This window comes from Acinetobacter sp. 70_2 (assembly GCF_056736115.1).
Map to the genome: position 1 here is coordinate 456,655 of NZ_JBWZIP010000015.1, position 14,297 is coordinate 470,951.

12 protein-coding genes and 4 tRNA genes are annotated in these 14,297 nt (G+C 37.6%); 12 read left to right on the top strand and 4 right to left on the bottom strand.

Annotated features, from left to right (window positions below; genetic code table 11):
• Positions 1 to 16 precede the first annotated feature (16 nt).
• The 4 genes from AC1PJ9_RS11165 to AC1PJ9_RS11180 all read left to right on the top strand — a co-directional run bounded on the left by AC1PJ9_RS11165 (position 17) and on the right by AC1PJ9_RS11180 (position 5,208).
• A complete protein-coding gene (locus AC1PJ9_RS11165) occupies positions 17 to 1,906 on the top strand; it encodes a M48 family metalloprotease (protein ID WP_311086912.1) in 1,890 nt (629 codons plus the stop codon).
• A gap of 100 nt (positions 1,907 to 2,006) precedes the next feature.
• Positions 2,007 to 2,660: a hypothetical protein gene (locus AC1PJ9_RS11170; protein WP_311086913.1), complete on the top strand. Its 654-nt coding sequence runs from the start codon at positions 2,007 to 2,009 to the stop codon at positions 2,658 to 2,660.
• An 11-nt stretch (positions 2,661 to 2,671) separates the two neighbouring features.
• The gene (locus AC1PJ9_RS11175) at positions 2,672 to 3,637 is read left to right on the top strand and encodes a 2-hydroxyacid dehydrogenase (protein WP_311086914.1); all 966 of its coding nucleotides are present in this window, start codon (positions 2,672 to 2,674) and stop codon (positions 3,635 to 3,637) included.
• A 143-nt stretch (positions 3,638 to 3,780) separates the two neighbouring features.
• A complete protein-coding gene (locus tag AC1PJ9_RS11180) occupies positions 3,781 to 5,208 on the top strand; it encodes a M48 family metalloprotease (protein ID WP_311086924.1) in 1,428 nt (475 codons plus the stop codon).
• 100 nt (positions 5,209 to 5,308) lie between these two features.
• Here AC1PJ9_RS11180 and AC1PJ9_RS11185 read toward each other — a convergent pair whose 3' ends face one another.
• Complete coding sequence (locus AC1PJ9_RS11185; RefSeq protein ID WP_311086915.1) at positions 5,309 to 5,755, bottom strand: GatB/YqeY domain-containing protein; 447 nt, start codon at positions 5,753 to 5,755, stop codon at positions 5,309 to 5,311.
• A gap of 26 nt (positions 5,756 to 5,781) precedes the next feature.
• Complete coding sequence (gene rpsU / locus AC1PJ9_RS11190) at positions 5,782 to 5,997, bottom strand: 30S ribosomal protein S21 (RefSeq protein ID WP_001136722.1); 216 nt, start codon at positions 5,995 to 5,997, stop codon at positions 5,782 to 5,784.
• Positions 5,998 to 6,142: 145 nt separating this feature from the next.
• Between rpsU and tsaD the strand changes: the two genes are divergently transcribed.
• Entirely contained in the window at positions 6,143 to 7,153 is a 1,011-nt protein-coding gene (gene tsaD / locus AC1PJ9_RS11195) for a tRNA (adenosine(37)-N6)-threonylcarbamoyltransferase complex transferase subunit TsaD (protein WP_311086916.1), read from the top strand.
• Positions 7,154 to 7,155: 2 nt separating this feature from the next.
• Here tsaD and AC1PJ9_RS11200 read toward each other — a convergent pair whose 3' ends face one another.
• The gene (locus tag AC1PJ9_RS11200; RefSeq protein ID WP_311086917.1) at positions 7,156 to 8,259 is read right to left on the bottom strand and encodes a DUF6670 family protein; all 1,104 of its coding nucleotides are present in this window, start codon (positions 8,257 to 8,259) and stop codon (positions 7,156 to 7,158) included.
• Between the two features lie 103 nt (positions 8,260 to 8,362).
• Complete coding sequence (locus tag AC1PJ9_RS11205) at positions 8,363 to 9,244, bottom strand: ATP-binding protein (protein WP_311086918.1); 882 nt, start codon at positions 9,242 to 9,244, stop codon at positions 8,363 to 8,365.
• Positions 9,245 to 9,422: 178 nt separating this feature from the next.
• Here AC1PJ9_RS11205 and AC1PJ9_RS11210 point away from each other — a divergent pair, with 178 nt between their 5' ends.
• The 7 genes from AC1PJ9_RS11210 to AC1PJ9_RS11240 all read left to right on the top strand — a co-directional run bounded on the left by AC1PJ9_RS11210 (position 9,423) and on the right by AC1PJ9_RS11240 (position 14,239).
• A complete protein-coding gene (locus AC1PJ9_RS11210; protein ID WP_004700599.1) occupies positions 9,423 to 10,931 on the top strand; it encodes a DUF3336 domain-containing protein in 1,509 nt (502 codons plus the stop codon).
• Entirely contained in the window at positions 10,918 to 11,721 is an 804-nt protein-coding gene (locus AC1PJ9_RS11215; protein WP_311069289.1) for a protein kinase domain-containing protein, read from the top strand. Before AC1PJ9_RS11210 ends, AC1PJ9_RS11215 begins: the two co-directional genes overlap by 14 nt.
• Positions 11,722 to 11,826: 105 nt before the next feature.
• Positions 11,827 to 11,911 (top strand) — tRNA-Leu (locus AC1PJ9_RS11220).
• Positions 11,912 to 11,964: 53 nt separating this feature from the next.
• A tRNA-Trp gene (locus AC1PJ9_RS11225) sits at positions 11,965 to 12,038 on the top strand.
• A 27-nt stretch (positions 12,039 to 12,065) separates the two neighbouring features.
• Positions 12,066 to 12,150: transfer RNA gene (locus AC1PJ9_RS11230), tRNA-Leu, on the top strand.
• Between the two features lie 67 nt (positions 12,151 to 12,217).
• Positions 12,218 to 12,291: transfer RNA gene (locus AC1PJ9_RS11235), tRNA-Trp, on the top strand.
• A gap of 190 nt (positions 12,292 to 12,481) precedes the next feature.
• Entirely contained in the window at positions 12,482 to 14,239 is a 1,758-nt protein-coding gene (locus tag AC1PJ9_RS11240; protein WP_311087312.1) for a ShlB/FhaC/HecB family hemolysin secretion/activation protein, read from the top strand.
• Positions 14,240 to 14,297: the final 58 nt, after the last annotated feature.

The following is a 14,297-nucleotide window of genomic DNA, read 5'->3' on the forward strand; positions in this document are numbered from 1 at the left end:
ATTGGGATTATTTACATTGAAAGAAGTAAGCCACTATTTAATCGAAAATAAGAATATGGCATGGTCCATCACTATGTGTTTGGTCGCTGTGCTTTTAACTATTTTTATTTTAAATCTCATTTTGGGTTTACTTGTTCATTTCTTTGATTATAGCCAGCCAATTTGGTGGCATGCCTTAAGTCCATATTTTGTTGCTCTTTTGCTTTTTATTATGGTTTGGTCTGTAGTGACCGAGCTTTATATTTTGCGTAAAGGAGGACATTCTCTTGCTAAACAGCTTAAAGCGCGTCGTTTGGTAAAAGGTGAGAGTACACCGGAAGAACATGCGGCATTAAAAATTACCGAACATTTGGCGCAAACATTTTCTCTGAATATTCCAACACTTTATGTTTTGCCTGACGAAGTAGGGGTGAATGCATTAACTGCAGGTTTTCACTCAAAGGATATTGTCATTATTTTGACTTGGGGAGCTTTACAGAATCTAGATGAACTAGAGCTGTATGGTCTATTGGGTCATGAGTTTAACCAGATTTTATCCGGTGAAGCTGTAGAAAATACTAAATTAAAAATTTTATACAGTGGTTTAACAACTTTCAGTCAATGGGGAAGTAAGCTCGCCAAGCAGGGTTTTAAACGTTACAGTCCTGGTTATAAGCATAAATTTGAAACAGTCTTTGTAGCTGTTGGTGGTGTAATCTGGCTAGCAGGAAGCTTGGGTGTATTAATCACACGTTTTATTAAATATTTAACATTAAGTGGTCGTACGTTCCGCAACGACCAAAAAACCATGCGGTTGCTAAAAAATAGTACGAATACCCAAACTTTATTGCGTATTTATGTTCACCATTCAGGTTCGCAAATTCATAGTGCTTATTCTGAATCTATTGCACATATGTGTTTTGCAAACTCACTTAGTCCTCAAAGTTGGATGAATATTCACCCAAGTATTCGTGAGCGTATTTACGAACTTAATCCAACTCTATTGCAAGATTTACAATTAGAAAATTTAAAGAAACTTCGCAATAGACCGTTATTTAGTCTTTTTCGTTCATTAGAAGAATCTGAAACAGAAATTTATATTCCGTGGTCATCACCACAGCCTTTGCCTTTGTTGCGCCTTTCTCCAATTAGTTTTGCATTAAATGATGCGATTAAACCTTTAAGTAATGATATTCGGCGTAATAAAAAACGCCCGGAGCTCATTCAGCGTGCATTGCAAACCGCTACTGGTTCGCGTGAGGTGATGGTTGCAATTTTAATGATTCGTCAATATCGAGAATTTATTCCGCAAGAAGCTCCTGTAAGTCATTCGATTGTCGATGCTTTGCTTAATTTGGATGGTCGTATTCATATTCAGATATTTCACGACGCATGTAAAAATATTGGCCATATGCCAGCAAGTATTGCGCGTCAATTTTTGACCAAACTTGCTCTTATTATTCAGGAAGATGGCGAAATAGGATTACTTGATGCCTTGTTATTAGAGCGGGTCAAATATGAATTGAACCTGATGCCACTTCACTTACCTACAGCATTTGAAGAAGTAAAACCTCAAATAGTGCGTTTAATTGATGCACTACTTCATGTGCAGCAAATTAATAGTCCAAACCAGTTGGAAGTTCGTGAACGTATTTTGCGTTCATTGCTAAACCCAGATGAAATGAATATTTATGATGAAATTTCGGATGAGCCTTTGGACTTGGCTGAAATTTTAAATGACATTGCTGGGCTGTTACTTCGTGATCGTTTAAGCATTTTGGCAATTGCTGAAATGTGCTTATGGAGTGACCGAATTATTACTCAAGATGAACTTGATGTACTTGAGTTGCTCTATTGGCGATTTGGTTTTGAGTCAGATGAAATTGTAGAGCAAATGCAGAAGAAAAATAGCGTTATGATTATTTAAGAAACATATGTGGTTTTGAAAAGAGATCATTTAAAGAAAACGCTGAAAAAAAATCAGAAGCCCGTTAGAATGTGAGTAGATTAGAGGTACTGATTTAAACATGATTGGGCAGCAAAGAAATATACTGGCAACTTTAGGAATCGATGTGTGGATTCCTAGAACACAAGTGTGCCAAAAAAATAATGCTCATACTTTATGGCGTGATCAGGTTGCTGAGCCTCATATTCCAATTAATATACCTATTGCTGTAGATATTCCTGCATTTGAACAGGCACCATCTAATCCTGAACTGCTTGAAGTTGCTAAAGTGGTTGAGGAGCCTTCAATAGCCATTGTAGATGTTCCACAGCCTGAAATGGTTGTAGAAAAACCTATAGTTGTTGAGCAAGAGGCAATTGCTCCATTTGAGTTGCAGGCTTATTGTCTTGAAAAGTGTGTAATCTTTGTTGATGTAACTGCATTAGAGAAAGAGGAAAAGCAACTTTGGGCAAATATACAAAAGGCCAAAGTGGGGCATTATGCTGAATTAAGGTGGCCTTTTCCGTTAGCAGCTTATCAAGATCAACGCGGTGTCGGTTCATATATTCAAGGTTTTTTAGATGCTGTGGCGGCAGAAAAAAAGATTTTGTGTTTAGGGAAATGTGCCTATATTCAACATACAAATATTATTCATTTAGCTAGTTTAAAAGAAATGTTAGATAAGCCTCTCCTTAAAAAAAGGCTGTGGCAACTTATGCAAGATAACAATGAGTAGTAGGGATATACATGAAAAAGGTTGTGGTTTTTAGCCAAATTGATGAAGAAATTTTGTCACTGTTACAGCAGGATTATCATGTTGTCGTATTAAACCCTAAACTGGGTGATATTAATGAACAGATAAGAAAAGAAGTCGTAGATGCTGATGGAATGATTGGCGCGGGGCGCTTGCTCAATGAAAGTAATCTTGCTCCAGCACAAAAACTAAAAATTATTTCATCTGTGACAGTTGGCTATGATAATTATGATGTTGCTTATTTGAACCAAAAGAAAATCTGGTTATCAAATACACCACATGTTTTGACTGAAACTACAGCAGATCTTGCCTTTACTCTATTGTTAAGTGCAGCTAGAAAAGTACCATTTCTAGACCATTGGACTAAACAAGGTGAATGGAAAAGAACAGTTGGGCCACAACAGTTTGGTTTGGATGTTTTTGGGAAAACACTAGGTATTATTGGATTGGGTAATATTGGTGCTGCAATTGCACGTCGTGGTTTTTATGGTTTTAACATGAATATTGTTTACCATAATCGACGTGAAAAGCCTGAATTGGCTGAGCCATTGAATGCTCAATATCTAGGTTTGGATGAGTTGTTACAACAGTCTGATTTTGTAGTCACAGCAGTTGATTTAAATGCAGAATCTAAAGCATTAATGGGTAAAGCTCAATTTGAGCTTATGCAAAAGCATGCTATTTTTATTAATATTGCGCGTGGTTCAGTGGTTGATGAGCAGGCACTTATTGAAGCTTTACAGCAGGAAGTTATTTTTGCTGCAGGTTTAGATGTATATGAAAAAGAGCCTTTGCAAGATTCTGAACTTTTCAAATTACCAAATGTAGTTACTTTGCCTCATGTGGGTTCTGCTACAGCTGAAACACGCAAAAAAATGGCAAACTTAGCATATAAAAACTTGGTAGAAGCATTGGAAGATAAAACACCAAGATATTTGGTGAATCCTAATTTCGTATAAATATTGAATAACACTTCATTGCAAATATAGTCTATTTTCAATGTTATAGTGAAAGCCTGTTCATATGATGCGGCAAACTCAAGCATTCTATGAATGGGCTTTTTTGTTAGTTTAATTTTAATAGAGAAGAACTTTTGAAATTTTTGCCAGTTATTTTAAGTTTGGCTTTTATAACAAATGCCTCTTATGCAGATCCTTTTGATCCAAAACCAGCTTCTGGACAAGTCGAAATTCCCAATATTGGTAGTGGAATAGGATTGCTTGACCAACAGAAAGAAAAATTTATTGGTGAAAAAGTTTTCCGTGAGGTTCATAAGCAAATGCCAGTCATACAAGATGTGTGGCTGGAAGATCAGTTTTTCCAAGTCTTCTCTAATATCTTGGGTGAAACACAACTTGGACAACCTATTGGGCTTGTTGTAATTAAAGATCCTCAAATTAACGCATTTGCTGTTCCGGGTGGGCTATTTGCACTAAATACTGGTCTTATTTCATCAGCTCGAAATATTGATGAGATTGCTGGTGTGATGGCACACGAAATTGCTCACGTTTCTCAGAGGCACTTTAGTCGTTCGGAAGAGGCTTTTAAAGGACAGGCGCTTTTAAGTTTGGCTGGTTTGCTGGCAGGGGTGGCTCTAGCTGCTCAGGCAGGTGGAGATGCTGGAGCTGCGGTCATGTTAGGTACGCAAGCTGCACTTCTTGATAAACAGCTTACTTATAGTCGTAATCAAGAGCGTGAAGCTGACCGAATTGGAATGCAGTATATGTATGCCGCGGGTTATAACCCGCAAAGTATGGCAGATTATTTTGAAACAATGCACAGAGCAACTAGCCATGTAAGTTTTTTGCCGGATTTTTGGCTTACGCATCCTTTAACGACTGAGCGTATGAGTGAAGCTCGTTTGAGAGCCAATCAAATGCCTAAGGTTAAAAGCCGAATATATGATGTCGATTTTGAAATTTTAAAATGGTACACCATGGTGGTCGCTGGAGAAGCTACAGAAAATCAGCTGCAGAGTTTAGCTTCACAAAAAAATCTGGCAGGGATGTTGGCTTTGTCGGCGTTTTATCTTAAACAAGGAGATTACACGCAGGCTCAAACAACATTAGATCAAGTGAAATCTAGTGGTAAACCACTAGTTACTCTAATTCAAACAGATATTTATTTGGGCCAAAATAAGCTTGATCAGGCCTATAATTCGATTGCTCCATTGCAAATGACCATACCGGAAAATAAGGCGTTTAGCTATAAGTTGGCTGAGGTGTTATTGCGTCAGGGAAAATATGCGCAAGTACAGACGCTCGTTCAGCGTTTTATTAATAAAAATGCTCGAGATATTCAGGGCTGGCAACTATTACAGCAGGCTGCTAATTTAGATAAACAATCGCCATTAAGAGCGGTGAATGTATTGCGATATCGTGCAGAAGCACAGTATTGGTCTGGTAGTGAAGAAAATGCAATTAAGTCTATGTTGCACGCGCAAAGACTAGCGAAGGGCAACCAAGCTATGTCGGCCAAAATAGATAGTCGATTAAAGCAAATGCAAGATGAGCGACGAATGAAAATTTAATAGATTTAGTTTGACTTAGGATTTTCGTAGACACAGATATACTTAAACTGACAAGTAAATGAAAATTTAGTCTAAGTATGTATGAGGAAAGAGGAGGGAATTAAGCTAATTTAGCTTTAATTTTTGCTGAAATTTGAGCAGGATCGGCACGCCCGGCTATGATCGGACGTAGAGAATTCATCACCTTACCCATATCTTTCATGCTAGTTGCTTCTTGAGCAGCAATCGTTTGCTCAATGATAGAATCAAGCTCTTCCTCAGTCATAGCTTCTGGTAGAAACTGGGAAATAATCTCAGCTTCGGCTTGTTCTTTACTAGCTAAATCATCACGACCAGCACCTTCAAAGGCTTTGATCGATTCTTTACGTTGTTTAATTTGCTTTTCAATGACCGCAAGAACCTGAGCGTCGCCAAGCTCTATGCGCTCATCAACTTCGATTTGCTTAATTGCTGCTTGTAGACTACGCAAAACCGTCACTGTTGCCATATCTTTGGCACGCATAGAAGTTTTTAATGCATCAGTAATTTGGTCTTTTAAAGTAGTCATAATTTCAGCAGTCAATCACAAATTAATTAGTAAAGGCGAGTAGTACGTACAGATTCGCGAGCCAATTTCTTTTGGTAGCGTTTAACTGCAGCAGCTTTTTTGCGCTTACGTTCTTGAGTTGGTTTTTCGTAGAATTCGCGCTTACGAACGTCAGCTAAAACACCAGCTTTTTCGCATGAACGTTTGAAACGACGGATAGCTACGTCAACTGGTTCGCCTTCTTTCAACTTAACTTGTGGCATGTAAAATCCTCTAGATTATGGATAAGATCAGGCACACCATTGCGCCGGATCACAAGTGAAGGTCAGTATTTTACTCATTTACAACTCATATCACAAGTCTATAATAGCGATTGCAATATTTTGACTCATATAAAAGGCAGTTTTGATGATTGTTTTAGGCTTGGAAACTTCTTGTGATGAAACAGGGTTGGCACTTTATGATAGCGAACTCGGCTTACGGGGACAGGTTCTTTATAGCCAGATAAAACTTCATGCTGAATATGGTGGGGTAGTACCTGAACTTGCTTCTCGTGACCATGTTCGTAAGCTCATTCCTTTAATGAATCAATTGCTTGAACAAAGTGGTGTAACAAAACAAGAGATTGATGCAGTTGCTTATACGCGTGGCCCAGGTTTAATGGGAGCATTAATGACAGGCGCATTGTTTGGAAGAACTCTAGCTTTTTCTTTAAATAAGCCTGCGATTGGTGTTCACCATATGGAAGGGCATATGTTGGCTCCATTGCTTTCAAGTCAGCCACCCGAATTTCCATTTGTAGCATTGCTTGTTTCAGGTGGTCATACACAATTGATGGCAGCTCATGGCATAGGTCAATATGAGCTATTAGGTGAGTCTATTGATGATGCTGCTGGTGAAGCTTTCGATAAAGTTGCAAAAATGATGAGCTTGCCATATCCGGGTGGGCCAAATATCGCAAAACTGGCGCTATCTGGTGATCCGCTAGCATTTGAATTTCCACGACCAATGCTTCATCAAGGCCTAGACTTTTCTTTTAGTGGTTTAAAAACAGCCGTTTCTGTGCAATTGAAAAAATTGAATGGTGAAAACAGAGATGCTGATATAGCTGCTTCATTCCAAGAAGCAATTGTAGATACCTTGGTGAAAAAATCGGTAAAAGCTTTAAAGCAAACTGGGCTTAAGCGTTTAGTGATTGCTGGTGGGGTAAGTGCAAATTTAAGACTACGTGAACAGTTAGAAACTTCATTGGCGAAAATTAAAGCTCAGGTTTACTATGCGGAGCCTGCTTTATGTACTGATAATGGTGCAATGATTGCATTTGCAGGTTATCAGCGTTTAAAAGCCGGCCAACATGATGGCTTGGCTGTCACGACTACACCACGTTGGCCAATGACTGAACTTACTATTCCTGAGTAAAATTATTCATCTGCAAAGGCTTGTTGGTTTTCAATATCTATATATTCGATATAACCACGGCCTTGCACTTTATTGCCAAAATAATGACCAGTAAATATATAACCACTTGCATAACCTTGCCCATGACCATAGCGGAATGGGCAGTCAATTTCTGCCTGAATATTTAAAATAATTTGCTTTGCTTCATTTCTAGCAATCCAAGAAAAGTATTTGGGAAGTCGCATTTTCTTGCCCGTTGGAGAAATGAAGTCATCAATTTGATATGAAATAATATCAAAGCTGACATCTGTATAAATTTCAGGTGGCCGATCAAGATGTCTAATATGCAATGTATAAGTTACTGTTTGACCCGCAATATCTGCTTTGGTTAGCAGAAGTTGAGTATTTATATTTAAATTAATGATTTGATAGGTAAAAAAATCAAGTGGTAATTTATGGTTTTCAGGGATAAGTTGATTTGTGAATGAGTGGGGGCCAACTGCTCGAGCATATTCGTAAGTGCAAAGTCCTTCGCTTTCAATATATTTATCTTGATAATTTAAAAAACCTTTAAATTTGGCTAATAAACTCAAATGATCATAAACAGGCGTTTTTATAAACCATGAAACATGTGAGGTCACATCAATATCAAAGTCAAAATCTAGACCTTCATAATGTCCATTAATATGAATTTTAGGGAATTTTCCTTGAATTGAAATTTCCTGACCTAGTTTGATTAAGCTTCCATCTTCATTAATTTTTGTATCATTAGGAATGATATAGGCTTTCAATAAGGCTTGTTCAAGGGCGGCTGTACTTGAAAAGAAAGTCGCTGTTTTTCTGGGATTGCCAACAATAATGTCATCATGATCAAAAGCAAGCGCACCAGGTGTGCCTAATAAAATCATAATATTTAAATAGCGATGCGGTTCTGGCAAAAGGGGAAAAAAGATGCCGTAATGAGTCCAGCTATAATATTTTTCGTCAACACGTGGGCGAATGATATGAGATTGAGTAAAAGGAAGCGTTGAATATTTTTTTGCTTGGTCTAAAAAGCCTTGTGTGAATAACAAACTTTTAGCAATAGTTTTGCTTGCGATAGAAAATTTTGGCAATTGTTTTTTCATATATAAACCTAAAAGAGGGCGATCTTGGTTTTAGGTTATGAAAAACAACTGCCAAAGCTAAGCGGTTTACAGGCCAAAGCTAAGGCTTTGTGGGACATTTTATTTAACTGTTAGACAACTCTTTTAAAGCATTTAAACCAATCCAATGCTTAGAAAACTGATAAGCCGCACGACCAGAGCGCTGACCACGCATTTGACACCAACGTAAACTCTCAGCACGAACTTCATCATTAAAAGGCATTCTTGCTTTATCAAGATAATGTTCTACGATTTCTAAATATAAATTTTGATCCATTGGATAAAAAGATAACCATAAGCCAAAACGGTCTGATAGAGAGATCTTTTCTTCAATCGCTTCTTGTGGATGTAGTTCGGTATATTGAGGTACATCAACCTTAGTTACAGGTGTGTTTTCGTGCATGAACTCAGGTAACAAGTGACGGCGGTTACTGGTCGCATAAATAATAAAATTTGTTGAACCAGATTGTAATGAACCATCTAATACACTTTTTAGACTACGATAATTTTCATCTTCAGCATTAAAAGCTAAGTCATCACAGTAGACGATATACTTTTCAGGGCGGTTTTGAATGATTTTTTGGATTTTAGGTAAGTCTGCTAAATCATCACGTTCAATTTCAATTAAACGTAATCCTTGAGGCGCATATTCAGTGAGTAAAGCACGCACTATAGAGGATTTACCTGTACCACGTGATCCCGTTAAAAGTACATCATTTGCAGGTAGGCCATTTAAAAACTGCAAAGTATTCTGAATGATTTTTCCTTTTTGACGTTCGATGCCTTTTAAGTCATCAAGATAAATATTCTTAGGCGTATAAATGGCTTTAAGTTGCTGGTTTTCCCATCTAAAAGCTGGTGCAGTGAAATCAGTTTCTTGTTTCGGTTCAGGTAAAACCTGCTGTAACTGATTTAATACAAGTGATAAGGTTTGAACTAAATTGTCGGGTAAATCAATGGTAGCCATGGTTAATCAATCATGTTAAACAGTAATTTACTAGGATACTAACACCGAAATTTGCAAGCTGACAAAAAAGATACTGCCAATCTAGTTTATCTGTTTTGCAATTGATTGAAATGTTCAGACCGCGCATAGTGTTGTCATGTCTATTCAGTAAAATCATCTGTGAAGATGAGGACGAAATATGTTTGAAAAAATACGAAGTGATATGAATCCGCATCAGGCTTACCGTATCAAAAAATTACAACGTCAATTAGACATGGCTGAATCTTATGAAGAGTGGAAGTCTTTTGCATTAAAACTGGATGAAGAAACAGGTGCACAAGAGTGGAAATTCGATAATAGTTCACCTTATTTTGATGCTGAGCTCATTTCTTATCGTTACACCTTACTGAAAAGATATCGGCAGCAACATCGTACTTTAGATTTGATTTATCTTTTAAAAGAAGGGCTAACTTACGATATTGCAAATATTGGTCACCCTATGTTGTTTGCTGCAACGCATGTAGGTACAAAAAAATTAATTGAAGATTATATTGAAGAAGTCAGCCAAAGCTTGGCTTATATTGCTTCTAGTGAATGTATTACCTTTCAAAGAAAAGAAAAAATAGAGTTTTTTGAAAATTGTGAAAAAGCATATGGGCAACCCGCACTCATGTTTTCGGGTGGTGCAACTTTAGGTCTTTTTCATACAGGTGTATGTAAAGCTTTAATTGAACAAGACTTAATGCCCAAAGTCCTCTCTGGTTCAAGTGCTGGCGCCATTATGACAGGTATGTTGGGGACTTCTGCGAGTGAAGACGTTCAAAACTTATTAAATGGCGAGCAATTTTTTAGTGATGCATTTCATTTTAGAAAGCTTCGTGAACTTATAAAAGGGAATGGGGGCATTGCGGATGTCCACTATTTGAAAAAATTCCTTATCGAAAACTTAGGCGATTTGACTTTTGAAGAGGCATTTAAAAAATCGGGTTTAAATATTAATGTGGCCGTTGCACCATACGATGCAACAGAAAACCCGCGAATTATGAATGCAATTATGACACCCAACGTTTTGGTTTGGAGTGCTGTATTGGCTTCTTGTGCTGTGCCAGTTTTATTTCCACCTGTGCGTTTAACCAGTAAGCGCTATGATGGTGAACATACGCCTTATATGGCAAATACAAAATGGGTCGATGGCAGTGTGCGCAGTGACTTTCCACAAGAAAGAATGGCAAGGCTTTATAATTTAAACTACACCATTGCCAGTCAAGTGAATCCGCATGTTGTGCCATTTATGCAAGATGATGCACACCGTTTTCGTAAAGATCTTTTAAGTTGGCCTGAACGAATTTTAAGACGTCAAGGTAAAGTCCTGTCGATGGGAGTAATGGACTTCACTCGTCAAAGACTCGGTGCTATTTCTCCAGTAAGAAGATTGCTTGATCATGGATATGGGGTAATAGGGCAGCGCTACTATGGCGATGTCAATATTATTGCTAAATATGGCCTAAAACATTATGCCTATACATTGCAAAACCCTCGTCCGCATTTGTTTAAGCGTTTACAACGAGAAGGTGAGCGGGCGACTTGGCCGAAAATTTCTTCTATAGAAACTCATGCGCGTATTGGTAAAACAATTCAGCATTGTTTAGAAGTTCTACGTTTTGAAGAAAAGAGACAACAACCAGAGTCTTATTATGCTGAAGCATGATTTTGCTTCTCATATAGAAAACCTAAAATGCGTAACAAAACCTAAAAGTGCAGTTTTAGGACGGCATCTATGGACATGTACTATAGATGCTCATCACTACTGGCTAAAATACCATTTGCCGCATGTACATGCTCAAAGTGAGCAAGATTTTTTGCATGAATTGCAATTCTATGAAGATATTCAGTATAAAAAAGTGAACTGGCTTTTGCCATTTAAAATAGTTGATGTCGGTGCTATTTCCCAATTACATCAGTTTGAAGGGAAAGTATTAATTTTGCCAGACACCGATTGCTGGTTTGGCAATTTAGATCAAAAGCAAAATTTAAAAGATATTCGTGAGATGATCTATACCTCGCTTATAGCTTTAGCGGAGTTTCATGAGCTAGGATGGATTCATGGAGATATAAAAAGGGAGCACTTTCGAAAGTTTGAGCAGGGGCTCTATTTAATTGATTTTGAAAAAACGCGGCGTATACCGAGTCCTGATTCAATCATTGATGCTACACCAAGGTATATGGCACCTGAACTGTTTCATGGAACCAGTAAAAGTATACAAAGCGATTTATATGCTTTTGGGATTGTGTTGTATGAATGGTTAAGTCAAATGCGTTTACAAGCAAATACTTATCATGATTGGGCTGTATTGCATTGCCAAAATTTAAACATTCAGTTGCCTGATTCAGTTAAAATTTTTTACCCTTTACTTGTAGGGTTATTGCAAAAACAACAGAAAAACCGATTTTCAAATGCATTTGAAGCAATCAATTGTTTAAATGCGCTCTCAAACTGATAAAAATCATTGATCTAGTATCTGTATACAATTTACACGGTCAGTTTTTTTTAGAAAAAAAACACTTGTCACTGTTAGATCTTATCGCTAATATACACAGCCATCGGGGGCGTGGCGAAATTGGTAGACGCACTGGATTTAGGTTCCAGCGCCGCAAGGTGTAAGAGTTCGAGTCTCTTCGCCCCCACCACTTTAAGTTAAGACTTAAAGTTGATTTGAATGTTAAGTCATTTAAATCTTGGAAGAGGATTGGTGTAATGGTAGCATGACGGTCTCCAAAACCGTTCGTCAAGGTTCGAATCCTTGATCCTCTGCCACATTTATTTTAAATAAATGTCTCAGATGGGGGCGTGGCGAAATTGGTAGACGCACTGGATTTAGGTTCCAGCGCCGCAAGGTGTAAGAGTTCGAGTCTCTTCGCCCCCACCATTGAAAAAAGCAAGACGATGATCTTGCTTTTTTTATGATTAAATCTAAAGGGTTTAATTATTCATATAGAGGATTGGTGTAATGGTAGCATGACGGTCTCCAAAACCGTTCGTCAAGGTTCGAATCCTTGATCCTCTGCCAAGATTCAAAAAAGCTCCTGTTAGAGGGGCTTTTTTTTATCTCGTATATTTTCTAATTAAATTTTCTTAAAAATTATTACTAATATTAAATAAAATTTAATTTCATACAGACTAATCTGTATAAAGTATTTTTACTTTGTTAATGTTTTGTTAAAATATGATTAATTAAAGTAAATTTTGATTTGATTTATATGTTGAACTATAAAAAATTTAATAAAAGCGTCTTATTCATCTGCTTATCGCTAATGGGGGGCTTAAGTTATGCTGCGGACTCAGGTGATCCGATTGGCCAGAGAATTCAAGCTGACCAAACCATTCGACAACAACAGCGTGACACTGCATTAGAAAAACAAATTCAGCCGAATGTAAACGTAAATCTAGGGCAAGAACAAAATAAGATTTCAGCTCAGCAATTACAATATTTACGCTCTAACAGTGAAACACCTTGTTTTGAAATTAAGAAAATACTTTTAGAAGGCGAAGAAGCCCATCAATTCATTTCTTCTTTTAATGTGATTACGACTGGCAAGAACAATATTATTGGAAGATGTTTAGGGGTAAATGGACTAAACCAGGCGCTTGATCTTGTACAAAATAAAATTATAGCAAACGGTTATGTGACCACACGTGTTCTGCTTCCTCAGCAAAATATTGCATCTGGTACGGTGCGTGTTCGTGTTATTCCAGGACGAGTGGATCAGATTAAGTTCGCTGATGGTACTTCTAAACGTGCACATTTATGGAATGCTTTACCGATAAAGTCGGGTGAGCTGTTAAATATTCGTGATATGGAGCAAGGTTTAGAAAACTTTAAACGAGTGCCAACGGTTGAAGCTGACTTTAAAATCCAGCCAGCAGAACAAAAAAAAGAACCAGGCTATAGTGATGTGGTTTTGGCGTGGCAACAGGCTAAACCTTATCGCTTACATATAGGGGTTGATGATTCAGGGAGTGAGGCGACCGGAAAATATCAAGGCACAGCGACTTTATCACTTGATGATGTGCTGACTTTAAATGATTTGTTTTATATCAGTTATAACCATGATTTAGGCGGTGGAAACTCTGGTAAACATGGTACTGATGGCTTTTATGCAAGTTATACTATTCCATTTGATTATTGGTTATTTTCAACCAGTTATAGTCGCTCTAATTACCTGCAAACAGTCGCTGGAAGTAGTGAAACTTATCAATATAGCGGTAAAAGTGAACTCATTAATGCAGATCTATCACGAGTAATTTATCGGGACGCACATCGGAAAACAACCTTGGGTTTTGGAGGATGGTATCGTGAATCACAAAACTATATTAATGATGTAGAAGTTGAAGTACAACGCCGTAAAACTGCGGGTTGGAAAGCAACCCTTGATCATACTGAATATTTTTCTAACGCTACTTTAAGCGGCAATGTGACTTATAAACGTGGTACAGGTTGGTTGAATGCGATGAGAGCACCAGAAGAAGACTTTGGTGAAGCTTATACGCGTGTGGGGATTTTACAAGCCAATGCTAGTTTACAAGTTCCTTTTAAAGTGAGTCAGCAAAATCTGCAATATTTAGCTGAATGGCGTACTCAACACAGCAATCAACCTTTAACTCCTCAAGACAGATTTTCAATTGGAAACCGTTATACCGTAAGAGGCTTTGATGGTGAGCAAACTTTATTAGCTGATAATGGTTTTTTAGTTCGCAATGAACTAAGTGGCTCAATCATGAATAAACCACACTCTTGGTACGCAGGTATCGATTACGGAGAGGTTGGTGGAAAAACTGCACATTATCCAAATCCTTTACCAGGCACGAGTTTATTAGGTGCAGTTATCGGGTTGCGTGGTCAAATTGCTCCCTTACGTTTGAATTATGACGCTTTTGTCGGAGCACCGTTGAAAAAGCCAGATCACTTTGAAACGGATGATTACACGACTGGATTTAGTGTGAACTGGACTTACTAATCCATCCTCTCCCAATTACATATTTATTTGATTACATAAAAATTTAGTGAGACTTTAA